At 71.2% G+C, this 23,974-nt stretch carries 24 protein-coding genes and 1 riboswitch; of the genes, 7 read left to right on the top strand and 17 right to left on the bottom strand.

The features are described 5' to 3' along the window. Nucleotides 1-387: 387 nt before the first annotated feature. The 3 genes from O7605_RS25640 (at nt 388) to O7605_RS25630 (ending at nt 2,352) form a co-directional block, all read left to right on the top strand. Nucleotides 388-1,182, top strand: a complete 795-nt coding sequence (locus tag O7605_RS25640; protein ID WP_269741532.1) for a hypothetical protein — start codon at nt 388-390, stop codon at nt 1,180-1,182. Between the two features lie 68 nt (nt 1,183-1,250). Beyond that, nucleotides 1,251-1,814: a DUF6529 family protein gene (locus O7605_RS25635; RefSeq protein WP_269742749.1), complete on the top strand. Its 564-nt coding sequence runs from the start codon at nt 1,251-1,253 to the stop codon at nt 1,812-1,814. A 25-nt stretch (nt 1,815-1,839) separates the two neighbouring features. After that, nucleotides 1,840-2,352: a Rieske (2Fe-2S) protein gene (locus tag O7605_RS25630; RefSeq protein WP_269741531.1), complete on the top strand. Its 513-nt coding sequence runs from the start codon at nt 1,840-1,842 to the stop codon at nt 2,350-2,352. Nucleotides 2,353-2,491: 139 nt separating this feature from the next. On the opposite strand, the gene O7605_RS25625 is transcribed toward O7605_RS25630, so the two are convergent. From O7605_RS25625 to O7605_RS25595, 7 genes are all read right to left on the bottom strand, one after another. Then, on the bottom strand, nt 2,492-4,468 hold the full coding sequence (locus tag O7605_RS25625) for a cellulase family glycosylhydrolase (protein ID WP_269741530.1): 1,977 nt from the start codon (nt 4,466-4,468) through the stop codon (nt 2,492-2,494). A gap of 208 nt (nt 4,469-4,676) precedes the next feature. Then, nucleotides 4,677-5,360 (bottom strand): urea ABC transporter ATP-binding subunit UrtE, encoded by a 684-nt coding sequence (urtE, locus tag O7605_RS25620; protein ID WP_269741529.1) that lies wholly within the window; start codon nt 5,358-5,360, stop codon nt 4,677-4,679. Nucleotides 5,361-5,368: 8 nt separating this feature from the next. After that, nucleotides 5,369-6,142 (bottom strand): urea ABC transporter ATP-binding protein UrtD, encoded by a 774-nt coding sequence (gene urtD, locus O7605_RS25615; RefSeq protein WP_269741528.1) that lies wholly within the window; start codon nt 6,140-6,142, stop codon nt 5,369-5,371. Then, a complete protein-coding gene (gene urtC, locus O7605_RS25610) occupies nt 6,139-7,308 on the bottom strand; it encodes an urea ABC transporter permease subunit UrtC (RefSeq protein WP_269741527.1) in 1,170 nt (389 codons plus the stop codon). Before urtC ends, urtD begins: the two co-directional genes overlap by 4 nt. After that, nucleotides 7,305-8,192: an urea ABC transporter permease subunit UrtB gene (gene urtB / locus O7605_RS25605; protein ID WP_269741526.1), complete on the bottom strand. Its 888-nt coding sequence runs from the start codon at nt 8,190-8,192 to the stop codon at nt 7,305-7,307. Before urtB ends, urtC begins: the two co-directional genes overlap by 4 nt. A 64-nt stretch (nt 8,193-8,256) precedes the next feature. Then, nucleotides 8,257-9,501: an urea ABC transporter substrate-binding protein gene (urtA, locus tag O7605_RS25600; protein ID WP_269741525.1), complete on the bottom strand. Its 1,245-nt coding sequence runs from the start codon at nt 9,499-9,501 to the stop codon at nt 8,257-8,259. A gap of 454 nt (nt 9,502-9,955) precedes the next feature. Beyond that, complete coding sequence (locus O7605_RS25595; protein WP_269741524.1) at nt 9,956-11,083, bottom strand: substrate-binding domain-containing protein; 1,128 nt, start codon at nt 11,081-11,083, stop codon at nt 9,956-9,958. Between the two features lie 97 nt (nt 11,084-11,180). On the opposite strand from O7605_RS25595, the gene O7605_RS25590 reads away from it, so the two are divergent. Further along, nucleotides 11,181-11,624: a MarR family winged helix-turn-helix transcriptional regulator gene (locus O7605_RS25590; RefSeq protein ID WP_269741523.1), complete on the top strand. Its 444-nt coding sequence runs from the start codon at nt 11,181-11,183 to the stop codon at nt 11,622-11,624. Nucleotides 11,625-11,705: 81 nt separating this feature from the next. Here O7605_RS25590 and O7605_RS25585 read toward each other — a convergent pair whose 3' ends face one another. The 9 genes from O7605_RS25585 to O7605_RS25545 all read right to left on the bottom strand — a co-directional run bounded on the left by O7605_RS25585 (nt 11,706) and on the right by O7605_RS25545 (nt 19,639). Further along, a complete protein-coding gene (locus O7605_RS25585) occupies nt 11,706-13,208 on the bottom strand; it encodes a hypothetical protein (RefSeq protein WP_269741522.1) in 1,503 nt (500 codons plus the stop codon). A gap of 82 nt (nt 13,209-13,290) precedes the next feature. After that, the gene (locus O7605_RS25580; RefSeq protein ID WP_269741521.1) at nt 13,291-14,313 is read right to left on the bottom strand and encodes a serine hydrolase; all 1,023 of its coding nucleotides are present in this window, start codon (nt 14,311-14,313) and stop codon (nt 13,291-13,293) included. A gap of 91 nt (nt 14,314-14,404) precedes the next feature. Further along, a complete protein-coding gene (locus O7605_RS25575; protein ID WP_269741520.1) occupies nt 14,405-15,091 on the bottom strand; it encodes a maleylpyruvate isomerase N-terminal domain-containing protein in 687 nt (228 codons plus the stop codon). Then, a complete protein-coding gene (locus tag O7605_RS25570; protein ID WP_269741519.1) occupies nt 15,075-15,857 on the bottom strand; it encodes an urease accessory protein UreD in 783 nt (260 codons plus the stop codon). Before O7605_RS25570 ends, O7605_RS25575 begins: the two co-directional genes overlap by 17 nt. Next, a complete protein-coding gene (gene ureG / locus O7605_RS25565) occupies nt 15,857-16,579 on the bottom strand; it encodes an urease accessory protein UreG (RefSeq protein WP_332317150.1) in 723 nt (240 codons plus the stop codon). The genes O7605_RS25570 and ureG overlap by 1 nt, the downstream gene beginning before the upstream one ends. Further along, complete coding sequence (locus O7605_RS25560; RefSeq protein ID WP_269741518.1) at nt 16,569-17,252, bottom strand: urease accessory protein UreF; 684 nt, start codon at nt 17,250-17,252, stop codon at nt 16,569-16,571. Before O7605_RS25560 ends, ureG begins: the two co-directional genes overlap by 11 nt. Next, entirely contained in the window at nt 17,252-18,955 is a 1,704-nt protein-coding gene (locus O7605_RS25555) for an urease subunit alpha (protein ID WP_269741517.1), read from the bottom strand. The genes O7605_RS25560 and O7605_RS25555 overlap by 1 nt, the downstream gene beginning before the upstream one ends. A 61-nt stretch (nt 18,956-19,016) precedes the next feature. Beyond that, nucleotides 19,017-19,340 carry an urease subunit beta gene (locus tag O7605_RS25550; RefSeq protein ID WP_332317149.1) on the bottom strand — a complete coding sequence of 108 codons (324 nt, stop codon included), beginning with the start codon at nt 19,338-19,340 and terminating at the stop codon, nt 19,017-19,019. Then, nucleotides 19,337-19,639: an urease subunit gamma gene (locus O7605_RS25545; RefSeq protein WP_269741516.1), complete on the bottom strand. Its 303-nt coding sequence runs from the start codon at nt 19,637-19,639 to the stop codon at nt 19,337-19,339. The genes O7605_RS25550 and O7605_RS25545 overlap by 4 nt, the downstream gene beginning before the upstream one ends. Before the next feature lie 437 nt (nt 19,640-20,076). After that, nucleotides 20,077-20,189, top strand: a riboswitch (SAM riboswitch). Between the two features lie 261 nt (nt 20,190-20,450). On the opposite strand from O7605_RS25545, the gene O7605_RS25540 reads away from it, so the two are divergent. Genes O7605_RS25540 through O7605_RS25530 form a run of 3 tightly spaced genes read left to right on the top strand, consistent with a single transcriptional unit; the run spans nt 20,451 to nt 22,843 of the window. After that, nucleotides 20,451-21,299, top strand: a complete 849-nt coding sequence (locus O7605_RS25540; protein ID WP_269741515.1) for an ABC transporter substrate-binding protein — start codon at nt 20,451-20,453, stop codon at nt 21,297-21,299. Between the two features lie 36 nt (nt 21,300-21,335). Continuing rightward, on the top strand, nt 21,336-22,115 hold the full coding sequence (locus O7605_RS25535; RefSeq protein ID WP_269741514.1) for an amino acid ABC transporter permease: 780 nt from the start codon (nt 21,336-21,338) through the stop codon (nt 22,113-22,115). After that, nucleotides 22,112-22,843, top strand: a complete 732-nt coding sequence (locus O7605_RS25530; RefSeq protein WP_269741513.1) for an amino acid ABC transporter ATP-binding protein — start codon at nt 22,112-22,114, stop codon at nt 22,841-22,843. Before O7605_RS25535 ends, O7605_RS25530 begins: the two co-directional genes overlap by 4 nt. On the opposite strand, the gene O7605_RS25525 is transcribed toward O7605_RS25530, so the two are convergent. Next, nucleotides 22,743-23,795 (bottom strand): DUF559 domain-containing protein, encoded by a 1,053-nt coding sequence (locus O7605_RS25525; protein WP_269741512.1) that lies wholly within the window; start codon nt 23,793-23,795, stop codon nt 22,743-22,745. The genes O7605_RS25530 and O7605_RS25525 overlap by 101 nt on opposite strands. Nucleotides 23,796-23,974: the final 179 nt, after the last annotated feature.

Raw genomic sequence — 23,974 nt, 5'->3', positions numbered from 1 at the left:
GCCTTGATGTTGCCGTCGCGTTAAAACCGCGCCCGAAAGGGCTCTCGATCCCACGAATCCCGACCCACGGAGCGGACGCCGGCCCGCCCTCCAGCCTTCGATTGGCACCCCGGACAGCTCGACTACCAGGCAAGACATCGGATCCCCGGTCCCCGCACCGACGGATCCAACGACCGGAAGCTTATCGCTTTGGATGCATCCTGTCACTGGATGACATGTGACATGGAAGTGACATTCACCGATGTTGCTGATTTACGGTTATCCCACGCGAGGGACGAGAAAACATGGCCTAACCGGGCACTGGCGACATCCCGCGAGAGGTTTCCCGGCACCTGATTGAACCCATCCACCACCTCCGCCCGTACCTCTGTGCGAAGGGAGTGGCCCATGAAGCGCCTGACCCCGTTGCTCACCCTCCTGTCGGGGGCGGTGACGGCTGCCGTGCTGTTCACGATGAGTGCACAGGCATCCCCGCCGGGCACCCAACCCGCCGCCGGCGGCGGTGCACCGGCCGCCGCGCCGGCCCCACCCGCCGACGAGGCGGCGGACGCCGACGCCGAGGTGGATCCCGACGCCGCCGCGCCCGACGAGGAACCGAGCGACGCCGACGCCCGCCGACCGGCCGGCACCTCGCCACCGACGGACCCGGACGGCTCGTCGGCCGGCACCGAGGTGACGTCGGTCGAGCAGAACTGGATCGGTGAACTCGAGAACGGGGCCACCATCGCCATCACCGTCAAGGACGGCAAGGCCGAGGCGTACGTCTGCGACGGTCGGAGCATGGAGCTGTGGCTGTCCGGCACGGTGCGCGACGGCAAGATCGAACTGACCGGCAAGGACGCGAAGTTGACCGGTGTCATCCGGGGCGACCGCGCCAGCGGCGAGATGATCGTCGGCGTACGGCGCTGGAAGTTCACCGCCCGACCCGACGACACGTCGACCGACGAGGCGGTGGTGAAATCCGGCTCGGGAACCGCACCGGCGATCTACCGGGTGACCGACGAGACCCGTAAGGCCGGCTTCGACGGCGGCTGGATCATGCTGCCCGACGGCACCCAGATCGGCATCGTCACCTGGAACGGCAAGCCCATTCCGGCTCCGCCGCTGGACCCCGCCTTCAACAGCACGGTGGTCGACGGCGTCACCCTCGTCGCCGAACCGGTCATCCCCGGGGCGCGGTGATGTCCCAGCATCGGCAGGGCGGGGCACGCACCGTGCCCCGCCGGGCGTCCGAGCCCACCATCGAGGTGATGCGTGACTTCGGCGCCCCGCCGCCGAGCGCACCGAGACGGCGGCCCTCGCTGCTGGTACCGCTCGTCGTCGGGGCCGGGGTCGCGGTGGCGCTCGGCGTCTACGGACGTACCCACACCCCCACCGGCATCGCGGTGAACGTGGCCGGCTTCTCCTCGCCGCTGACGGTGAAGGTGTGGCTCGGCACGGGAGCGGCGTTCTTCGCCGTCATCCAACTGCTGTCCGCGCTGGCGATGTGGGGTCGGCTCGGCGGCTTCTCCCCGTCCTGGGCCGGCGCGGCGCACCGCTGGTCGGGGCGGGTCGCGTTCCTGCTCACCGTGCCGGTCGCGGTGCACTGCCTGTACGCGCTCGGCTTCGCCGACTACGACACCCGTACGCTGCTGCACTCCCTGCTGGGCTGCTTCTTCTTCGGGGCGTTCGCCACCAAGATGCTGACCCTGCCGAAACGGGGCCTCGCCGGTTGGGTGCTCCCCACGGTCGGCGGGGTCGTGTTCGTCGCCCTGATCGGGATCTTCCTGACCTCCTCGGTCTGGTACTTCACCACGTTCGGCATCCAGTTCTGATCACCGGAAAGGCAAGGCACCGCAGATGAACCACGAGCAGGCTGGCTGCTGCCGGTCGCGACGCGCCCTGCTGGCCGGTACCGGCGCGGTGGGGGTGGCCGCGTTGGCCGGTTGCGCGACGTACGGTCAGCCGACGGCGGCGCCACCGGCCGCACCGCCCGCCGGCACCGCCGGCGCCGACCCGTCGGGCACCTCCGGTGCCGACCCCTCCGGTACCGCCACCCCGGGCGACGACGGCGCCGACCCCGGCCCACCGGCACTGGCCACCCTCGCCGACATCCCGGTCGGTGGCGGCGCGATCTTCGCCGACGCCGGCGTGGTGGTGACCCAGCCGACCGACGGGATCATCAAGGCGTACTCGGCAACCTGCACCCATCAGGGCTGCACGGTGACCTCGGTCTCCGACGGCACCATCGTCTGCGCCTGCCACAACAGCGTGTTCGACATCGCCGACGGCTCGGTACGCAGTGGCCCGGCGGGAGCGCCGCTGCCCGCCGCGAACGTCACCGTCGACGGTGACGCCATCAGGCTGGCCTGACCCGGCGCCCGGCGATGCGAACGCGGTGACGCGGCCCACCCAGGCCCGGGCCGCGCGGGGCCGTCCGAGGTGGCGTCACGCCCCCGGACGGCCCCTGCCCCACCCACGATCCGCAGGTGGAGCAGGGGACGCCGCCGGGTCAGGACGCGGCGCAGGTCAACCCGGAGGGCGTACCCGATCCGCTGCCGGTCAGCCCGAAGGTGGTGCTGGCGCCGGCGGCGAGTTGCCCGTTGTAGGGCTCGTTGCGCACCGTCACCGTGCTGCCGGAGGTGGTGAGCCGGCCGTTCCACAGTGACGCGATCGTGGTGCCGGCGGGGGCGGTCCAGGTGACCGTCCAGCCGGAGATGGCCGCCGTACCGGTGTTCCGGACGGTGACCTCCGCCTGGTAGCCACCCTGCCACGAGCTGGTGACCCGGTACGTCGCGGCGCACCCGCCGTCGCCGTTGTCGTTGCCGGCCGGGGTGGTCACGGTCAGCGCCGGCGAGGCCGCCGAGACGTTGCCGGCCGCGTCGCGGGCCCGCACGGTGAAGGTGTAGCTGGTCGAGGCGCTCAGCCCGGTCGCCCGGTAGGTGGTCCCGGAGACCGTGCCGACCACGGTGGCCGCCCCCGATCCGGTGGCCCGCAGCACCTCGTACGAGGTGACACCCACGTCGTCCGTGGCCGCCGCCCAGTTCAGCGTGGCCGCGGTGGCGGTCACCTCGGTGGCGGTCGGCCGTCCGGGGGCGGTCGGCGCGGTGGTGTCGCCGGGGCCGGGCCCGCCGGCGTAGCGCTCGGCGAGGCTCATGCCGGTGGTGGAGTCGGTGCCGCCGAGGCGCACCTGGTGGTCGAGGCCGACGAACTTGCCGTTGTGCTGCCACAGCGCCGGCTTGAGCATCTGGTTGTACTTCGTCTCGTCCCAGCTGGCCCAGTCGTCGAGCAGCAGGCCCCCGGTGTCACCGGAGTTGGGGTTGAGACACCAGAACGTGTGGTGGATGCCGTTCTCGATCATGAGGTCGCGCAGCGCGGCCATCCAGCGGTCCTGCCGGGCGTCCTGCCCCAGCCGGCCACCCCACTCCCCGACCAGCAGCGGCGCGATGTTCTGCTCGTGGATGTAGAACCAGTTCGGCCGCCACACGTCGTTGGTCAGCGAGTCCTTGTCGAAGTCGCCGGCGAACCACGGCTGCTCGTACACCAACGGTCCGTAGTCGTGCGGGGAGTAGACGAGCTGGTCCTGCTGGGCACCGAGGTTGACCGGGTGCTCGGCGACGCCGCGCAGGTTGCCGCCCCACCAGTTGTAGTGGTAATTGGGGCTGCGGTCGGGGTTGGTGTTCGGCGAGTTCCAGGTGGCACCGGCGCGCGGGTAGATCTCGATGCCCTCACAGAGGATCAGCAGGTTCGGGTTGATGGCCAGGATCCGCCGGCCCGCCGTCTCGCACGCGTACTTGAAGTTGTCCTGGTCGGTGCTGGAGTCCCACTTGGCCCGTTGGGGGTCGTTCGGGGTCCCGTGCGGCTCGTTCTTGATGTCCATCGCGACGATGGTGTCGTTCGTCCGGTAGCGGGTGGTGATCCACTCCCAGCCCTGGAAGAACAGCTCCGGGGTGATGCTGCCCTTCCACCACACCGGATAGACGTGGCCGGAGTTGTCCGCCTCGGCGCTGTGCACGTCGAGCATGACCTTCAACCCGTACTTCTCGCACAGGGCGAGCCAGTGGTCGAAGACCTGGAGATTGTTCAGGCCCTCCAGCTCCGGGTTGACGTACGTGTTGACGTTCGGCCGGATCGTCTGCCCGGCCTTCCACTCCAGCAGCAGTTGCGTGGAGATGGGCACCCGGACGATGTTGATGCCGCGCTGGGCCATCTGGCGGGTGATCGATTCTAGGTTACCCGACCACAGGCCGTGGAAGACCCGCTCGCTGGCGTTGAAGCCGAACCAGTTCGCCCCGGTGAGCCAGACCTGGTTGCCGGCCTCGTCGACGATCCGGTTGCCGTCGGTGTGCAGCCAGTCGGCGGTCGGCGCGGCGGCGACGGCCGGAGCACCGACCGTCGGCGCCGCCGTCGCGGCGGGCGCGGCGGCGGCCAGGCCGAGCAGAGCCACGGCCACCGTCGCGGCGGCCTGAAGTTTCGTACGTGCAGACATGCGACTTCCTCTGTGGTGGGTGAGGGAGCGAGCACGTCGAGAAACAGTCCTGCCCAGGGACCGTGGGAGCGCTTCCACACCCACCTTAGGCGGTCGACCCCGACAACGGAAGGCCCACCCACCGAACTCGCTGATCTTGCACTTTCCGTCGTCACACAAGCCGCGACAAGGGGCATCTCAGCGACCGAAAGTGCAAGATCGCGGGGAGTCACACCGCGAGGGCCTCCCGGACGGTGTGTTCGGCGGTGGCGCCGCCGTCGCCGGCGGAGGTGACGCGGCCGGATTCGAGGACGTGGTACCGGTCGGCGACCCGGAGCGCGAAGCCGAGATGCTGCTCGACCAGGAGCACGCTGAACCCGCTCTGCGCGATGAGCGCGACGATCCGGTCCTGGATCTCGGTCACCACCGACGGCTGGATGCCCTCGGTCGGTTCGTCGAGCATCAGCAGCCGGGGTCGGGTGATGAGTGCCCGGGCGATGGCCAGCTGCTGACGCTGCCCGCCGGAGAGCAGCCCGGCCCGTCTGCGCAGCAGCGGACGCAGCGCCGGAAACAGGTCCAGCACCTCCGAGGTGGCCGTCGCACCGTCCCGGCGACCGTCGGCGACCAGGCGCAGGTTCTCCGCGGCGGTCAGGTGCGGGAAGCACTGCTGCCCCTGCGGCACGTACGCGATCCCCCGGGCGACCCGCTCGTGCGGCGCCAGCCGGGTGATGTCCTCGCCGTCCAGCTCGACCCGACCGGCGGTGGGACGCAGCAGGCCGGCGGCCACCCGCAGCAGGGTGGACTTGCCGGCTCCGTTGTGGCCCAGCACCGTGGCGACCCCGTCGTCGGGCACCGTCACGTCGACGCCGTGCAGCACCCGGCTGCGCCCGTAACCGGCGTGCACGCCGCGCATCGCGAGCATCATGCCTCCGTCCGCGTCGGGGTCGACCCGGCGTCGACCGGGTGACCGAGGTAGACCTCCTGCACGCGTGGGTCGGCCTGCACCTCGGCGACGGTGCCCTCGCTGAGCACCCGACCCGCGTGCAGCACGGTGACGGTACGCGCGAAGCGGCGCAGGAAGTCCATGTCGTGCTCGATCACCACCACCGTGCGGTGCTTGCTCACCTTCTCCAGCAGTTGCCCGGTGGCGTCGCGTTCCTCGTGGCTCATGCCGGCGACCGGCTCGTCGAGCAGCAGCAGCCGGGTGTCCTGCACCAGCAGCATGCCGATCTCCAGCCACTGCTTCTGCCCGTGGGCGAGGGTGCCGGCGAGCTGGTCGGCGCGGCTCGCCAGGCCGATCACGTCGAGGGCCTCGGCCACCTCGTCGGGCACGCCGTGGCGGCGGCGCAGCAACGTCGCCCAGTTGCGCCGGGCCCCGGCGGCGATGTCGAGGTTCTGCAACACGGTCAGCTCCTCGAACACCGTCGACGTCTGGAAGGTGCGGCCGACGCCGAGCCGGCTGATCCGGTGCACCGGCCGGCCGAGCAGCTCCCGGTCGCCGAAGCGCACCGATCCGGTGGCCCGGACCAAGCCGGTGACCGCGTCCACCAGGGTGGTCTTGCCGGCGCCGTTGGGCCCGATCAGGAACCGGATGTCGCCGGGGGCGACGTCGAGGGAGACCCCGTCGACGGCGGTGAACCCGTCGAAGCTGACCCGCAGGTCACGCACGTAGAGCCCGTGCAGCTGCCCGGTCATGCCGCCCCCTCCCGCCGCCGTGCTCGGAATCGGGCGAATCGGCTCGGGCGGGGTTCGCCGTCGTCGCGGCGGCGGGCCAGACCGATCAGCGAGGCCAGGCCGCCGGGCAGGAACGCCACCACCACCACGAACAGCAGGCCCTGAAGGTACGTCCAGGTACCCGGGAAGCGCTCCGACAGGGCGGTACGCGCCCACGCCACCGCGACCGCCCCGAGGACCGGGCCGAGCAGCGTGGCGCGCCCGCCGATGGCGACGCCGATGACGAACTCGATGGACGGCACGATCCCGATCAGGGCCGGCGAGATGATGCCCACCGCCGGCACGAACAGCGCGCCGGCCAGCCCGGCCATGCCGGCGGCGACCACGTACGCGACCAGCTTGACGGTCGCCGGGTCGTAGCCGAGGAAGCGGACCCGCTCCTCCGAGTCGCGCACCGCCACCAGCAGCTCGCCGTAACGGCTCTGCATCAGGTGCCGGGCCAGGGCCAGCAGCGCCAGCAGGGTGCCGGCGATGATGAAGTAGACCATCCGCTGGTTGACCGGGTCGTCCAGGTCGTAGCCGAAGAAGCCCTGGATGTCGGTGAGCCCGTTGGTGCCGCCGGTGGTGCCCTGCTGGCCGATCAGCAGGATCACCATGGCGGCGGCGAGGGCCTGGCTGAGGATGGCGAAATAGGCGCCGCGCACCCGACGGCGGAACACCAGCGACCCGAGTACGAAGGCGACCGCCATCGGCAGCAGCACCGTGGCGGGCAGGGCGAACCACGGGCTGGCGAACGGCCGCCACCACAGCGGCAGCTCGTCGAGCTGCCCGTAGAGCATCATGAAGTCGGGCATGTTGCCCGGCCCCGCGTCGGCGAGCTTGAGGTGCATGGCCATCGCGTATCCGCCGAGGCCGAAGAAGACGCCCTGGCCGAGGGTGAGCATGCCGCCGCGCCCCCAGGCCAGTCCGATGCCGACCGCGACCATGGCCACGCAGAGGTACTTCGCCAGCAGGGAGAGCCGGAAGTCCGACAGCAGCAGCGGCGCGACGGCGAAGAGCAGGGCCGCGCCGAAGGCGAATCCGACGGCGGCCCGGTACCGGTGGCGCGACGGTCCGGCCGCCGGTCTGGTCGGTGGGGTCGGCGCCGGGTCGGCGGCGGCGACGGGATCTCGGGCGACGGTGGTCATGCCAGACTCCTGGTGCGCAGGGTGAACAGGCCCTGGGGTCGCCACTGGAGAAACGCGACGATGGCGATGAAGACCATCACCTTGGCGACGCTGAGGGTGGTGAGGTACTCGCCGGTCGCCTGGAGCACACCCAGGGCGAAGGCGACGATGACGGTGCCCTTGAGCTGGCCGATTCCGCCGACCACGACGACCAGGAAGGCGTCGATGATCAGGTTGGTGCCCATGGTGGGACCGATCGGCCCGAGCAGGGTGAGGGCCACACCGGCGATGCCGGCCAGGCCGGAGCCGATGAAGAAGGTCATCCGGTCGACCCGGGCGGTGGGGATGCCGGACACGGCGGCCAGGTCCCGGTTCTGCACGACGGCCCGGATCCGGCGCCCCAGCGGGGTGACCCGCAGGGCGAGGGTCAACGCGACGACCGCGCCGCCGGCCAGGGCCAGGATGAACAACCGGTTGTTGGCCACCGTGATGCCGCCGGGCAGCGCGATGTTCCCGGTGAGCAGCTCCGGCGCGCGGGTCTGCACGTTGGGGCTGCCGAAGATGTCCCGGGCGAGCTGTTGCAGGATCAGCGACACCCCCCAGGTGACCAGCAGGGTGTCCAGCGGGCGGGCGTAGAGGCGACGGATCAGCAGCATCTCCAGCAGCACGCCCATCGCGCCGGCCACCACGAAGGCGACCGGCAGGGCGATCAGCAGTGACCAGCCGGCCGCGGTGATGACCTGTTGCAGCACGTAGGTGGTGTAGGCGCCGGCCATGATGAACTCGCCGTGGGCCATGTTGATGACGCCCATCTGGCCGAAGGTCAGGGCCAGGCCGAGGACGATGAGCAGCAGCACCGCCCCGATGCTGACGCCGGTGAAGAGTTGGCCGATGAGAACTGTCACGGTGCGTACTCCGAACTGCTGGTGGGTGCGGGCCCGGGCGGGAGCGCCGCCCGGGCCCGCCGGGTCAGCTCAGGCCGCCGGCCCACGGGTAGCTCTTGAGGTACGGATCGGGGGTGATCGGTTCGCCGGAGTTCCAGACCTCCGTGATCAGCCCGTCCGCACCGACCTTGCCGACGCGCGCCGTCTTGGCGATGTGCTGGGTGGCGCCGTCCACGGTGACCAGTCCCTCGGGCGCCTCGAAGGTGATGCCGTCGGAGGCCTCCCGGACCTTCTCCACGTCGAAGGTGCCGGCCTTCTCGACCATCGCCTTCCACAGGTAGACCGAGACGTACGCGGCCTCCATCGGGTCACTCGTCGGCTTGTCCGCCCCGTACTTGGCCTTGTACGCCGCGACGAACTTCTCGTTCGCCGCCCCGGGCGTGGTCTGGTAGTAGTTCCAGGCGGTGAGCTGGCCCTCCAGGTACTGGGTGCCGATGCTCTTGACCTCCTCCTCGGCGATCGACACCGACACCACCGGCATGCTGGCGGCGGTCAGCCCGGCCGACTTGTACTCCTTGAAGAACGCCACGTTGCTGTCACCGTTGAGGGTGTTGAAGACCGCGTCCGCGCCGGCGGACTTCACCTTGTTCGTGATGGTGCCGAACTCGGTGGAGCCCAGCGGGGCGTAGTCCTCGCCCAGCACCTTCATCCCGTTGGCCTCGGCGTACGCCTTGATGATCTTGTTTGCGGTACGCGGGAAGACGTAGTCGGAGCCGACCAGGTAGAGCGAGGTGGCGCCCTGGGCCTTGAGGTAGTCCAGGCCCGGAACGATCTGCTGGTTCGTCGTGGCCCCGGTGTAGAAGATGTACGGCGACTGCTCCAGACCCTCGTACTGCACCGGGTAGAACAGCAGCGCCTTGTTCTTCTCGAACACCGGCTTGACCGCCTTGCGGCTGGCCGAGGTCCAGCAGCCGAAGACGGCCGCCACACGGTCCTCGCGGATCAGCTTCTCGGCCTTCTCGGCGAAGGTCGGCCAGTCCGAGGCGCCGTCCTCGCCGACAGGTTCGATCTTCTTGTCGAGTACGCCCCCGGCGGCGTTGATCTCCTCGATCGCCAACATGATCGCATCGCGGACGGTGACCTCGCTGATGGCCATCGTGCCGGAGAGGGAGTTGAGCAGGCCCACCTTCACGGTGTCCCCGGAGACGTCGGCGGCGACTCCCGCCGAGGTGTTCCCGTCGGTGGTCTTGCTGCCGCACGCGGCCAGCGCGGCCGCGGCGACCAGGGTCATGGCACCCGCCAGGATGCGGCGGCCCCGGATCAGTGTCATCAAATCTCCCTGCGTCGCGAGTGACGTCAGTCAGTGCCCGGGAACGGTCGTCGGCCCCGAGTCGAAGTGCGGATCTGTCTAACTGCGGTGCGGTCCATCGGAACATTGGGCGCTGCCCGGTACGGCGGGTGGACACCGATCCGGGCGGCGACTCGAATATCGGGCAGGGCAAGCTTCGATCCGTTTCATTGCACGGATGTTTCCCGGTCCTCAATAGAGTGTTTCCGCTGGCCCGACTGCGCTGATGAGGGCATGAAAAATGCCGGCGCATCGCCGAGGAGAATCAGCGAAATGACACCGGCACACGATTTTCAGCCGCATTCGGCTGCACTTTTCCGTCCATCGCCGGACGGTGGTGATATCCGACGCGACGGCCGGATGCTTCACGTAGGAAGTATCTTGGCCGCCGGCCGACGAACCTGTCAAGACACGGTCCGGTCACGCCCGGCGGGGATCACAGTTCGGTCAGGACGGTGAAGTCCAGGCCGTCGGCCTCGGCCAGGTAGATGCGCTGGCGCACGTGCCGACGACGTAGCCGCAACTCACCGCGCGGTCCGTCGTAGGTCACCACCCCGGCGGACGCCTCCACCGCCCGTACGTCGAGCGTGCCGGCCTTGGCGATGAGCGCGGCCAGCAACATCACGCCCTCGTAGCAGGACTCCCCCAGGCTGCCCAGCGGCGGTGCCTCCAGCCCGAAGCGGCGACCGAAGCTGCCGTGGAAGTCCAGATTCTCCTGCGTCACCAGGCCGGCGAAGAAGCCCGCCGCGCTGAACAATCCCCTGGTGTTGGCGGCACCGCTGGCCAGCAGCATGTTCTCGTCCATCAGGGTGCTCAGGCGCCGGCACCGCTGGTCCAGGCCGGCCCGGGCGAACGCCCGGTTGAACCGCACCGCGTCCGCGCCCACGAGCAGCATGAGCACCGCGTCGGCGTCGCTGTGTTCGACGCGCCGCAGCACCTCGGTGTAGTCGTGGGTCTCCAGCGGCAGGAATTGCTGGCCGACCACCCGCCCGCCGCTGCGTAGCGCGTACCGGTGCGCCGCGCGGGCGGTCCGACGTGGCCAGACGTAGTCGTTGCCGACCACGAACCAGCGCCGCACCCCGAGATCCCCCGCGAGCACCCGCATCGCCGGCCACAGCTGCGCGTCGGGCGTCTCGCTGGTCAGGAAGACACCCTCGGTACGCTCGCCCCCCTCGTACAGGGCGGTGTAGACGTACGGCACCCGGTGCGCGATGCGCGGCGCCACCGCCTGGCGCACCGAGGAGATGTGCCAGCCGGTGACGCCCTGCACCGCGCCCACCGACACCAGCGCCTCGACCTCCGCGGCCACCTCGGCCGGCGGCGCCCCGCCGTCGACCGGCACCAGCCGCAGCTCCCGGCCGAGCACACCGCCCCGCCGGTTGAGTTCCTCGACCGCGAGCTGCGCGCAGAGTTCACAGCTCGGACCGAACATGCCCGCCGGCCCGCGCATCGGGTACACCAACGCGATGCTGACCACGCCCCGGTCGACGGTCAGCCAGGACGCCCCGGCGGCGATGCTCTCCCCTGCCTGCGGGCGTCCGGACCCTGGTGCCGGCGCGGACATGAACACATGGTGGCCGCCGCCCCTGGTGGAAGACCAGCCCTCCCAGCCAGCGGGACATCTCGGTACGATGACAGCGCATCAGCGAGGCGGGAGTGCCATGTCAGACCTTCCCGGTTCCGCAGCCGACCTGCTACCCCTGCTCACCCGCGCCGAGCGGCTGCTCTCGCGCCGGGTGGGCGGGGTGCTCGCCGCCGAGTCGCTCACCATCGAGGCGTGGCGGGTCCTCTGCCTGCTCGCCGACGGTCTCGGGCACCCGATGAGCGAGGTCGCCGCCGAGGCGTCGCTGCCGCCCGGCACGCTGACCAAGCTGGTCGACCAACTCGTCGACCGCAACCTCGTCTTCCGCCGCGTCGATCCGATCGACCGCCGCCGCATCCGCGCCTACCTCACCGTCCGGGGACGTCGCGAGCACGAGCGCCTCTCCGCACGGATCCGCGACGAACTGGCCGAACTACCCGGTGACGGCGACCTGGCGGCACGCCTCGACGAGTTGATCCGGCACCTCGATCCGAAGCGTCGGCACGTCCCGGTCGGCTCCTGAACGCGCTCGTCCGCGGAAACGACGATGGTTCGGGCAGCCACGGCGGCCAGACCACCACACCGACCGGCCACACGAGCGGGCTCAGAAGTGACCGAAGCTGCTCGGCCAGGTGGTGGCGTGCCGGGTCGACGACCGGGACTCCGACGTCCGTGGTGCCGGCGCAGGCCACGGGTCGGGGCGACCGTTGCGTCGTGCGACGGTCCGGAAGTGCTCGTGCTCGTAGTGGTAGGACTGCGTGGCGAGGATGGCGCGTAGCCGGGTGCCGTCGGGGTCCTCACCGTCGTACCGCTCGAACTGCTCGGTGAGGAAGAGCACCGGCAGCGCCGATTCGTCGTCATCCTCGGGCAGGTACCCCGCGTCGACCACGGCCGCCACCGCCTCGGGCACCAGCGTGACCGCGTGCGTCAGGAGCGCCCTTCGCATCGCCCGGCGGCAAAAATCGTCGTCCAGAGAGGAGCCCGAGGGGCCAAGGTCGCGCAGGGACCCCCGCACGGATGCGGCCACGTCGTCCGGCAGATCCGTGTCCAGGACGTGCAGAACCCGATCGATGATGGCCTCTTCCTCGACCTGCAACTCGTCGCGGACGTCCTCGTCCGCGCTCCCCCACTCGCTGGCGAAGCACGCCAGTTGCAGCACCCGCCCCTCCGGATCGGCCCCGCGGTAGGCCGCGAACTGCCGGGTGAGGAGCAGGAAGAGGGGCAGCCAGGCGGGGTGAGCCGGCCGGTGCCCGGCGGCACGGACCGCTGCGGTCGCCTCGGTGTCGCCCAGCATGGCCTGCTTACAGACCACGGCGACGCCATCTCGGGCAGACAGCTCCCGCAACGCACGGCGACACCGATCGTGGACCTCGTCCGGCAGCCAGGTGTCGAGACACTTCAGCAGTCGCTGGGCCAGGGCGGCCTGGTCGAACGCCGGCAGCAGATCGAGCCGGTCCTTGACGAGCGGCAGCAGAACCAGGTTGACGTCTCCGGGATCGGCGGGCGGGCGGGGCAGATGGGGGTTGGCGCAGACGATCCGCAGCAACGCGGTCGGCTCACCCCCGTACCACAGGTTGCACAGGGTTTCGTGGCCGGGCGGTGCCGCGCCGACGTAGGTCGAGTCCAGCCGCGCCCGCGATCGGAACTCGATCTCCAGGGCGTCCAGCAGCCCGGGCTGGTCGGTGACCGACATCAGCTCGGCCAGCCGTCGGCGCAGTTCGAGATCGGGAAATGCGAGCGCGGCCTGAACCAGTCGGCGTACGTACGGGTCGCCCTCGTACAGGCCTTGCGGCGGGTCGGCGGCGGTCTGCGGAAGGCAGGCGGTCAACCGCACCCGCGGAAGGTACCCGGATGTGGGGTCGGGTTCGAGCAGGAACTCCAGCGCCGGAGCGACCTGCTCCGGCCGTTCGTGATTGCCGAACCTGAAGTACGCGGCGCTCAGCAGAAACCACGCACCACGCCATACCCGGTCGCGATCGGCGCCGCCGGCCGCCCACCACCGGTCGATTCGCGCCCGGGCGCGGGCGTTGCCCGCAAGGGCGTCGGCCAGCACATACTGGCCACGCCTGGGACTGTGGAACGGTCTGCGCCAGCGACGAAGCAGCATCACTCCATTATGCGTCGTCCGCTACCGATCGTGACCAGGCGGGAAACGCACGGGATCGACCGAGCCCAATGGCTAGGCTCGATCAGCCGCCGTTGACCGGGCGGAACCGCTGGACGGAGTGGCGGGCGCGGGGGGCGGGGTTGGTGGTTCGGGCGATGCTGTCGAACATGGTTCGACCGAGGGCCGCGTGGGCGCGTACGGCCGGGTGGGTGCCGCCGTAGTTGTCCAGGTCGCCGAGGGAGTCGGCGAAGAACGCGTACGTGAGGGTGGGCGCACCGGTCGCGTCGAACATGATCCCGACCTCGTGCCGGGCGGCACCCGAGGAGTCGAAGTCGGCGCCGTACTTGGTGGCGACCCGGCTGCGCTCCGCCGAGGACATGTCGCGGCGGATCCCGTCGTGGTAACCGTTGATCCAGCGCAGGATGCCGAGCAGGAAGTCACTCGACCGGGTCGACAGCAGGGTCTTGTTGGCCAGCCGCCACAGCAGGTCATGGGTCTCGCGCGGGGTGGTGACACCGAGGAAGAACCGGTTCGGGTTGGCCACCGGCTCGACCCGGGTGTGGGTGAAGCCCTTGGCCGCCAGGATCTCGTTGATCTCCAGTGCCGGCACCACCCGGCCGCACATCCGCACCGCGGTGTTGTCGGAGACCAGCAGCATCGCGGTGAGGAAGTTCGCCACGGTGACCTCGTCACCCCAGACCGTCTGCAGGAAGTAGATCCCGCTGCCGCCGAGGATGATGTCGGCGGTGAGGTCGAGACGCTGGTCGAGCCGCAGCTCACCGCGATCGATCTTGTCCATGACGGCCACCGCGACCGCGAGCTTCTGCACGCTGTACCCGTGCGTGACCCGGTCGGCGTCGTCGGCGATCACGGTACGCAGGGCGCCGGATTCGTCCACCATCGCGACGTGCGAGCGCCACACCCCGCCGGCCCGGGTCTTCTGCTGCCGGTACGCCCGCCGGATAGCCTGGCGCGGTGAGGTCGTGCCGGGGGCCGCTACGGTGCCGTCCGCAGGAGCGGCCACCGCGCCGGACGGCGTTGCCGCCACTGTCACCGCTGCCGCACCGAACCCGATCGCTGCCCGACGACTGATCCGCATGGTCATTGACTCTCCCCAGGGTTTCCACTGACGCCGACGAGCACCGGCACCCGACACACCCTGCCATATGGCCACAAAGGACAGCCGGCCTGACTGGTCAGAGTGCGCTGATGGACTCCGGGGCCCGTTCCCGGCGGGACAGCGCCCGCACCACCGCGAGGGGACCGTGCCGCCAGGCGGCGATCCGGGTGAGCAGATCGGTGGTCAGCTCGGTGGCGGCCGTCGGCATCTCCGGCGTCGGCAGGTCGAGGCTGACCGCCAGATCGTCGGTGTGCACCACCAGCTCCAGCAGCCGGGTCAGCAGGAAGTCGTCGACGGTCAGTCCCCAGTCACCGAGGTCGACGATCCGGTACGGCGGCTGCGCCGGCACCATGCGGTGCAGCCTCGCCAGGCACCCGTCGACCTCGGCGGCGAGGCGGTCGGCGGTGGTCTCGGCGGCGGCCCGTTCGCCCCGGTCGCGGATGTCGGTGTTGTCCGCCTCGTCAGCACCGGTGGTGACCCAGGCGCTCCCGGTGAAGTGGGCCAGGACGTCGATCGCGGTGTGCCCGGGCGGCGCGTCGAGCAGTTCCGCCGTCCGGGTGATCTGGTTGGCGAGGTGCCGGGCCAGCCCGCCGGTCGAGTAGTACGGCAGGGCGCTCGGCGCCGTCCAACGCTCGGCCAGCTTCGGCGTACGCAGCAGCGCGGCGGCGACGTCGGCAGCGGCGAGGTAGGCGTTCCGGGTGACGGCCTCAGGCCGGAAACCCGCGATCCGCCGCTCGGCGACGACCTCACCCAACTCGGACAACCTCACGCTCCTCGCCCCCGCCCGACGCAGCGATGGTATCCAACGCGTTATCCGGTTCGAGGTACTCGCGCAGGGTGTGCGCGTCCGGCGCGGTGGCGCTCCACAGGGTCGCCGGACCACCGGCAAGCGGCAGCCGGGCCCGCGTACCGCACACCGCGGGCGGCTCCGCCGGTCGGTTCGGGTCCACGATCAACAGCGAACCGGTGGCCGGTGCGCCGGCGAGCACCGCCGGTCCGGCCCAGCCGGGAGCGTTCGGCCCCACCGTCAGGGACTGCCGCAGCAGCGGCCGGCCGGCCAGGTCGACCCAGGTGTTGATCTCGACGTCACCGGGTGGCTCACCGTGCCGCCCGCAGACCAACTCGTCGCGCCAGTGCAGGGTGCCACCGTCGGCGACGTCCACCCGTGCGTCGGCGACGTGCGCGCAACCGGCCGCCGCGACCAGTTGCTCGGGCAGCCAGTACAGGGCCGCCCGTTCGGCGATGGTGGCCCGGACCAGCATCCGGGACACCGCGCCGGGACGCCCCGGCAACGCGATGGACGCGGCCACCGTGTGCACGCGGACCACCGCACCGGGGCCGACCTCGACGTCCAGCCGCAGGTCGTCGCCGGCCAGCGGACCGGCCGCCCCGCCGACGACGTACACCGTGACACCACCGCCCGGGGCCGGCACCTGGCGCAGCAGCAGCGGGCTCTCCCCGCGCAGGTCGGCCAGCACGGTGCGGCCGTGCCGGTCGCGCCGGGCCACCAGCCGGGCGGTGGCCCGCATCAGGCCTGCCCAGCCGGGATGGCCTGGGCGGCCCGATGGTGGGCCAACTCGTGACGGATCCAGCCGGCGACCTGGGTCGCCAGCGGATCCTCGCTGATGGACTGGAACACCGTAGGCAGGTCGCCGCGGCGGGCCCGCGCGTCCCGGTCCATCACGGACAGGTCGGCACCGACCATCGGCGCCAGGTCCGTCTTGTTGATGACCAGCAGGTCGGCGGCGGTCACCCCGGGACCGCCCTTGCGGGGCACCTTGTCCCCACCGGCCACGTCCACCACGAAGATCTGCCGGTCGACCAGGCCCCGGCTGAACGTCGCGGTCAGGTTGTCCCCGCCGCTCTCCACAAGCACCAGGTCCAGCGGACCCAGCGCGTCGGTCAGGTCGTCGACGGCGTCGAGGTTGGCGCCGATGTCGTCGCGGATGGCGGTGTGCGGGCAGCAGCCCGTCTCCACCGCCCGGATCCGGGCCGGGTCGAGCACCCCGGCGCGCTTGAGGAAGTCGGCGTCCTCGGTGGTGTAGATGTCGTTCGTCACCACGCCGAGGCGCAGCTCACCGGCGAACGCCCGGCACAGCGCCGCGACCAGGGCGGTCTTGCCGGAGCCGACCGGCCCGCCGATGCCGACCCGCAACGCCCGCGCGGCGGTCGGTAGCGGGGCGTGCGGGTCCACCCCCGGCTCGGGGTGGGTGTGGGGAACGGACTCGTCGTGGTCGAATTCAGGACGCAAAGAGACGCACCTCCCAGGTGACGTGAGCTTCGGCGTGGATGTCGGCGAGCGGAGCGGCGGCGGCGGGCAGCCGCTCCGGTGGTTCCTCGGCGGCGCGGGCCGCCCGCGCCGCGGTGGCGTCGCAGGCGCCGGCGAGCCGCACCAGCAGGGCCTGCACCTGGTACGGGTCCAAGCCGAGCAGGCGTACGGCGGCACTGGCCGCGCCGGTCACCGTCGCGTGGGCAGCGACCGTGGCCACCTGCCCGGGGTCGAGGCCGGCGGCGGCACCGACGAGTCCCAGCACCAGCGGCTGGTGCGGCCCGTCCGGCCCGGCGGGCAGGTCGTCGAAGGTGACCGCCGGCCAGATCCGGCGACCGGCCCGCAGCAGCGCCCGCCCCTGCCGGCGGGACACCGACCGCTGGGCGGGCGAGGCGGTCCGGGCGTCCAGTTCGGCGTCGAGTCGGGCCAGCGTGTTGGCCCGGCCCGCCGACCAGGCCGCACCCCGGGCCGCCGCCGCGAACGCCGCCGCGACAAGTCCTGCGGTGGCCAGTCGACCCCGCAGGTACTCCCCCAGCGTGTCCAGGTCGGCCACCCGGCCGGCGGCGACTGCCGCCTCCAGCCCGGCCGAATGCGCGTGCGCACCGGCCGGGAACCGCCCGTCGGCGAGGAGCAGCAGCATCGTCGTGGCGGCCATCAGAACAGGAAGTACCGCTGGGCCATGGGTAGTTCGGCCACCGGGTCCGGTTCCACCACCACGCCGTCGATCCGGACCGTGAAGGTGTCCGGGTCGACCTCGATGCGTGGCAGCGCGTTGTTCTCCGGCAGGTCGACCTTGCCGCGCGACCGTACGTCGGCCACCGGCACCACCCGACGCCGCACGTCCAGCCGCAGCCCGGCCTCGATCGCGGCGGGGGCGACGAAGGCCAGACTGGTCGCGGCGGCCGCGCCGCCGTACGCCCCGAACATCGGCCGGGGCAGCATCGGCTGCGGGGTGGGGATCGAGGCGTTCGCGTCACCCATCTGCGCGTACGCGATCATTCCGCCCTTGATGACCAGGTGCGGTCGTACGCCGAAGAACGCCGGCTCCCACAGCACCAGGTCGGCGAGCTTGCCCGGCTCCACCGACCCGATCTCGTGGTCGAGGCCGTTGGCCATGGCCGCGCAGATGGTGTACTTCGCGACGTACCGGCGGGCCCGGTGGTTGTCGGCGGCCCCGTCGCCGGGCAGCGCGCCCACCCGGGCCTTCATCACGTGCGCGCTCTGCCAGGTCCGCAGCACGACCTCCCCGATCCGCCCCATCGCCTGCGAGTCGGAGCCGATGATGGAGATCGCCCCGAGGTCGTGCAGCAGGTCCTCGGCGGCCATCGTGGACGGCCGGATCCGGCTCTCGGCGAACGCCAGGTCCTCCGGCACCGCCGGGTTGAGATGGTGGCAGACCATCAGCATGTCGAGGTGCTCGGCCAGCGTGTTGCGGGTGTACGGGCGGGTCGGGTTCGTCGACGACGGCAGCACGTTCGGCTCACCGGCGACGGTGATGATGTCCGGCGCGTGCCCGCCGCCGGCACCCTCGGTGTGGTACGAGTGGATCGCCCGGCCGCCGATGGCGCGCAGCGTGTCGGCGACGAACCCGGCCTCGTTCAGGGTGTCGGTGTGGATGGAGACCTGCACGCCGGAGGCGTCGGCGACGCGCAGGCAGGCGTCGATCGCCGCCGGGGTGGTGCCCCAGTCCTCGTGCAGCTTGAACCCGGCGGCCCCGGCCCGCAGCTGCTCCCACAGCGCCTCCTCCGAGACGGTGTTGCCCTTGCCGAGCAGCAGCACGTTGACCGGGAAGGTGTCGAGGGCCTCGTGCATCCGGGCCAGGTGCCAGGCGTTCGGGGTGACGGTGGTGGCCCGGGTGCCCTCGGCCGGTCCGGTGCCGCCGCCGACCAGGGTGGTGACTCCGCTGGCGAGGGCCTCGGCGACCAGTTGCGGGCAGATGAAGTGCACGTGGGTGTCGACCGCCCCGGCGGTCAGGATCCGGCCGTTGCCGGCGATCACCTCGGTGGCCGGGCCGATCACCAGGTCCGGGTGGACACCGTCCATGGTGTCCGGGTTGCCGGCCCGGCCCAGCGCGACGATCCGCCCGTCGCGCAACCCGACGTCGGCCTTCACCACCCCCCAGTGGTCGAGGACGACCGCACCGGTGATGACGGTGTCCAGGGCCCCCTCGGCGCGGGTGGCCCGCGACTGGCCCATCGACTCACGGATCACCTTGCCGCCACCGAAGACCGCCTCGTCACCACCGGCACAGTGGTCCTGCTCGACCTCGATGAGCAGGTTCGTGTCGGCCAGCCGGATCCGGTCGCCGGTGCTCGGGCCGTACAGGGCGACGTAGCGGTCCCTTTCCACGCTGCTCATGCCGGCACTCCACTTCGCTCCATGCCGCCGGGCGGCGGGTCTGACCTGCTGATCCGCGCGCTCATGTCGTCCGTCCTTCGTCGAGTGCTCCGGCGCACTCGCCGCGCAGACCGGGCACGATCCGCGCGCCACCGAGCGGCACCAGGTCGACGCGGCGGCTCACCCCCGGCTCGAACCGCACCGAGGTGCCGGCCGGTACCGCGAGCCGCTGCCCCCAGGCGACGTCCCGGTCGAAGTCCAGCGCCGGGTTGGCCTCCGCGAAGTGGTAGTGCGAACCGACCTGCACCGGCCGGTCACCGGTGTTGACCACCAGCAGCGTGGTCACCGGCCGCCCGGCGTTGATCTCCACCGGTCCGTCGGCCGGCAGGATCTCCCCGGGGATCACGGAATCGGGTGGTGCACCGTCACCAACTTGGTGCCGTCCGGGAACGTCGCCTCCACCTGCACCTCCCTCAGCAACTCGGGGATGCCGTCCTGCACGTCGTCCCGGCTGAGCACGGTGCGTCCGGCGGCCATCAGGTCGATCACCGACTGCCCGTCGCGCGCCCCTTCGAGCAGGAAGGCGGTGATCACCGCGACGGCTTCCGGATAGTTGAGGCGCAGGCCGCGCTCGCGGCGACGCCGGGCGACATCGGCCGCCACATGGACGAGCAGACGGTCCTGCTCGTGGGGGGTGAGATACACGGGTGGCTCCCGGTGGATGTCCGCGCTCCCGACGCCGCCGGCCCGGCGCCTCGACGCGCCACCGCACGGTTCGGGGTTCGCCCGCCGGCCCATCCGTCACGCGCGTCGGACCCGGGAGTTCCACCCTCCCAGCCCACGTGACGGACCACCGGCGGTGTCATCGGATGCGGACCGCACCGCCCACCGCTGACCAGACCGTAGAGGATCACCCACTCCCCCGGCAACACCCCCAACGACCCCCACCCCCCGCCCTTGCCCCCACCCACCGCTCGCGTTGATCATGAGGTTAGCGGCAGTCGAGGAGATCAACTTCGCCGCCAACCTCATGGTCAACCCGGCTCGGCGTGGGGGGTGGGGGGTGGGGGGTGGGGGGTGGGGGTGAGGGTGGTCATAACGGGTGGACGGTGGGCGGGCGGGGGCTGATAGCGTCGGCGGCAGGTCATGAGTGCCAGCGCGAAGCCCCGGCTTGCTGGCCGGCAACCCTCGTCCGCGCAGGGGTGCCCCGGGTGAGGACCAGGCATCGGTGCAACCACCGGTGCAAGCGTGGCCTGGGTTCCCAGGTCATCACGACCTTGAGGAGCACCATGTCGCACCGCCATCGACCTGTGGCCCGTCCGGGCCTGACCCGGCGTCGGCACGTCGACATGATGCGGGTGTGCAGCGCCGCGTGTAGCTGACCGCGTCGCTCCCCGTCACCGATCCGCCACGGGTCGGCTGACCCCTCTGCCATCGATCCCATTCCAGCGGTCCGCCCGGCGGCGGACCGTCGGTGCGGCACGTCCGTGCCCCCGCAGCTCAACCAGGAGACACTGTGCGATTCCTTCCTGCCCTGACCCGCGCCGCCGCCGTCGGTGTCGCCGCGATCCTCGGCGCCGCCACCCTCACCGCCTGCGGCTCGGATTCCGCCAGCAGCGCGGCCGACAACCCGTACAACCTGGCGCAGCCGGGCGTGCTGCGGGCCGGCACGCTCACCGACGCCCCGCCGAACGTGTACCTGAAGGACGGCACGTTCACCGGCTTCGACAACGACCTGTTGGTCGCCGCCGCCGACAAGCTGGGCCTGAAGGTGGAATTCGTCGGCACCGACTTCTCCGCCCTGCTCGCCCAGGTCGGCAACCGGAAGTTCGACGTCGGCAGCTCCTCGATCACCATCACCGAGGCGCGCAAGAAGACCGTGGACTTCGGCAACGGGTACGACTTCGGTTACTTCGGGCTCGACGTGCCCGCCGGATCGCCGCTGCGCAGCTTCGACGAGTTGCCCGGTAAGCGGGTGGTGGTCGTGCAGGGCACCGTCCAGGACGACTACGCCACGAACAAGCGGCTCGATCCGGTCCGGGTGCCCGACTACAACGGTGCGATCAACCAGCTCAAGGCCGGCACCGCGGACGCCTGGATCGCTCCCGCCGAGATCGGCGAGAAGACCGCCGCGGACAGCGGCGGCAAGATCACGGTGGCGGCGAAGGAACTCAGTCCGGCACCGACCGCGTACGCCTTCGCCAAGGGCAACGACGCGCTGCGCGAGGCGCTGAACCGGGCCCTCGACGAGGTGATCGCCGACGGCACCTGGACCCGCCTGCAGGAGCAGTACTACCCGGGCCGGCCGATCCCGGCCGACTTCACCCCGGGCAGCGGTGACGTGTCGGCGCCGGCCGCTTCCTGACGGTAGGGCCACGAGCGAGCAGGGCGGAGGTTGACCGTGGATCCGTTGCGCACCCTGTGGGAGACGTTCTTCGACTGGGAGTCGATGCGCGAGGCGCTACCCGAGATGATCACCGTCGGGTTGCCCAACACGCTGATCCTGGCGGTCGCCGCCGCCCTGCTCGGCTCGGCGCTGGGCATCCTGCTGGCGGTGGCGGGCATCTCGCGTACCCGCTGGCTGCGGTGGCCGGCTCGGGTGTACACCGACATCTTCCGGGGACTGCCGGCGGCAGCGACGATCCTGCTGATCGGGGTGGGGCTGGCCCCGCTGGGGATGCAGGTGTGGGGACCGAATCCGTACCCGCTGGGCATCCTGGCGCTGTCGCTGATCGCATCGGCGTACCTCGGGGAGATCTTCCGCTCGGGCATCCAGTCGGTGGAGGCCACCCAGTTGGAGGCGGCCCGCGCGCTGGGCTTCTCCTGGCGCGAGGCGATGCGGCGGGTGATCATCCCGCAGGGCGTACGGCGGATCCTGCCGGCCTGGGTGAACCAGCTCATCGCCCTGATCAAGGACTCCAGCCTGGTCTACTTCCTCGGCCTGCTGGCCAGCCAGCGCGAGCTGTTCCGGATCGGTCAGGACTACGCCGCGAACACCGGCAACCAGTCGGCGCTGCTGCTGGCCGGGCTGTTCTACCTCGTGCTGACCGTGCCGCTGACGCACGTCGTCAACTGGATCGACCGGCGGCTGCGACACGGCCGGCCGGCGGCCGGCCCGACTGACGATCCCGATGACCTGGACCTGGCGCCGCCCGGCGCCGCCGGAGGCAACCAACGATGAACACCTCGGTCAGTCTCAGCCTGCGCGACGTGCACCTGGCCTTCGGCAGCCATCGGGTGCTGCGCGGGGTGGACCTGGACGTGGCGCGCGGCGGCACCGCCTGCGTGATCGGGCCGTCCGGGTCGGGAAAGTCCACCCTGCTGCGCACCGTCAACCGGTTGCTCGAACCGGACCGGGGCGACGTGCTGCTGGACGGCCGCAGCGTGCTGCGCGACGACCCGGACGCCCTGCGGCAGCGGATCGGCATGGTGTTCCAGCAGTTCAACCTCTTCCCGCACATGAGCGTGCTGCGCAACATCACCCTGCCGCTGCGCCGCATCGGCAAGCTCGGCGAGGACGAGGCGGTGGCCCGGGCCCGGGCCGAACTCGACCGGGTCGGCCTGGCCGCGAAGGCCGACGCCCGGCCCGTGCACCTGTCCGGCGGGCAGCAGCAGCGGGTGGCCATCGCACGGGCGCTGGCCATGCGACCACAGGTGATGCTCTTCGACGAGGCCACCTCCGCGCTGGACCCGGAACTGGTCAAGGGGGTGCTGGCGCTGATGGCGGACCTCGCGTCGCAGGGCATGACGATGGTGGTCGTCACCCACGAGATGGGCTTCGCCCGTCAGGTCGCCGACACCGTCGCCTTCATGGACGCCGGGGTGGTGCTGGAGGCCGGCGAACCGGCGGCGATCTTCGAGTCCGCCGAACACCCACGCCTGCGCCGCTTCCTGTCTCAAGTGCTGTGACCTCGGACAGTCGTTGGCCAGCGACGGCGGCCGGCGAGGATCGCCAAGGTTTCCCGGCGCACCTCGTGGGGCTCCCGTGGAGACGGCGGTGACTGAACCTGACCACCAGGATGCCGACCGTGGCGAGTAACGCGTCGCGGCGCAGGTCGATCTCGCGCTGACGGGGATCGCCATGCGAGGTGGCACCGTCCAGCTCGATGTTGACCCGCTCCTCCTCAGCGAACAGGTCCAGGTACATGGTTCGCTTTCCCACCCGGACCCGCACCTGCCGCCTCAGCTCGGGCATTCCCGGGCCGGTGAAGACCCGGTCATGGCCCCAGATCTCCAGCGGGCTGCGGCAGCCGGCTTCGAGCCGGTCGATGAGTACGGACAGCGCCGCCCGCCCTTTCAGCTTCGGAGCGAGCGCGTCGCGGAGCCGGTACCCAGTGGTCATCCGGTCGTTCACCGCACGAACGATCGGCCCGATGCGTCCTTCCTCGGACAACAACGGCCAGGAGTGCACCAGCGCCGCATCCAGCCGGACGAGAGGCAGGCTCCGTCGCACCACGACGTGAGGTGGTTCCGCCGCGAATGCCGTCCGGTGCCGCACCACCAGCCTCTCCTTGCTCCGCAGCCCGATACCAGCCGGCACGTCGAGGTACACGGGCTCACCAGCCGGTTGCGGCCGAAGGCCGTACACGTCCAGCGCGGTCAACGCGCTCAACGCCGCCCGGCCGTCGGCGTACGCGAGCGCCGCCCGCCGGGCGACCTCGGGTGTCAGCGTCGCGAGCAGGCTGGCGGAGTCCGAGGCGGCCAACAACGAGGTGTCTACGTAGACCGCCGGCAGCACGCGACGCAGCCAGCCACTGCGGTACGCCCGCCGCAACGTCCATGGCGGTACCACCTCAAGGGCCCGAGCGCGGGTCACCCCACCGCCACCAGCCTCGACGAGCGATCGGAGCACGCCATCCACGGCGATCGAGCCTGCCCCAGGCCACTCCGACCCCGCAGCCCCCTGTGGACACCACGCGGAGCTGTGGACAACCCCGCACTCCAGTGCGGCGTGTGCTATAGATCCTGATCGTTTGCAGTCAAGTGACCGGGCCAGGGGCGTGTCGAGTCACTCGACTGCAAGCGATCAAGTCGGATCGG

Source organism: Verrucosispora sp. WMMA2121, from assembly GCF_027460185.1.
In the GTDB taxonomy this organism is placed as follows: Bacteria; Actinomycetota; Actinomycetes; order Mycobacteriales; family Micromonosporaceae; genus Micromonospora; species Micromonospora palythoicola.
This window is presented reverse-complemented; position numbering and strand designations above follow the sequence as displayed.

Coding starts and splice junctions, on each gene's coding strand:
- O7605_RS25640 (WP_269741532.1), top strand. CDS start 388: ATGAAGCGCCTGACCCCGTTGCTCACCCTCCTGTCGGGGGCGGTGACG.
- O7605_RS25635 (WP_269742749.1), top strand. CDS start 1,251: ATGCGTGACTTCGGCGCCCCGCCGCCGAGCGCACCGAGACGGCGGCCC.
- O7605_RS25630 (WP_269741531.1), top strand. CDS start 1,840: ATGAACCACGAGCAGGCTGGCTGCTGCCGGTCGCGACGCGCCCTGCTG.
- O7605_RS25625 (WP_269741530.1), bottom strand. CDS start 4,468: ATGTCTGCACGTACGAAACTTCAGGCCGCCGCGACGGTGGCCGTGGCT.
- urtE (WP_269741529.1), bottom strand. CDS start 5,360: ATGCGCGGCGTGCACGCCGGTTACGGGCGCAGCCGGGTGCTGCACGGC.
- urtD (WP_269741528.1), bottom strand. CDS start 6,142: ATGACCGGGCAGCTGCACGGGCTCTACGTGCGTGACCTGCGGGTCAGC.
- urtC (WP_269741527.1), bottom strand. CDS start 7,308: ATGACCACCGTCGCCCGAGATCCCGTCGCCGCCGCCGACCCGGCGCCG.
- urtA (WP_269741525.1), bottom strand. CDS start 9,501: ATGACACTGATCCGGGGCCGCCGCATCCTGGCGGGTGCCATGACCCTG.
- O7605_RS25595 (WP_269741524.1), bottom strand. CDS start 11,083: ATGTCCGCGCCGGCACCAGGGTCCGGACGCCCGCAGGCAGGGGAGAGC.
- O7605_RS25590 (WP_269741523.1), top strand. CDS start 11,181: ATGTCAGACCTTCCCGGTTCCGCAGCCGACCTGCTACCCCTGCTCACC.
- O7605_RS25585 (WP_269741522.1), bottom strand. CDS start 13,208: ATGCTGCTTCGTCGCTGGCGCAGACCGTTCCACAGTCCCAGGCGTGGC.
- O7605_RS25580 (WP_269741521.1), bottom strand. CDS start 14,313: ATGACCATGCGGATCAGTCGTCGGGCAGCGATCGGGTTCGGTGCGGCA.
- O7605_RS25570 (WP_269741519.1), bottom strand. CDS start 15,857: ATGCGGGCCACCGCCCGGCTGGTGGCCCGGCGCGACCGGCACGGCCGC.
- O7605_RS25560 (WP_269741518.1), bottom strand. CDS start 17,252: ATGGCCGCCACGACGATGCTGCTGCTCCTCGCCGACGGGCGGTTCCCG.
- O7605_RS25555 (WP_269741517.1), bottom strand. CDS start 18,955: ATGAGCAGCGTGGAAAGGGACCGCTACGTCGCCCTGTACGGCCCGAGC.
- O7605_RS25530 (WP_269741513.1), top strand. CDS start 22,112: ATGAACACCTCGGTCAGTCTCAGCCTGCGCGACGTGCACCTGGCCTTC.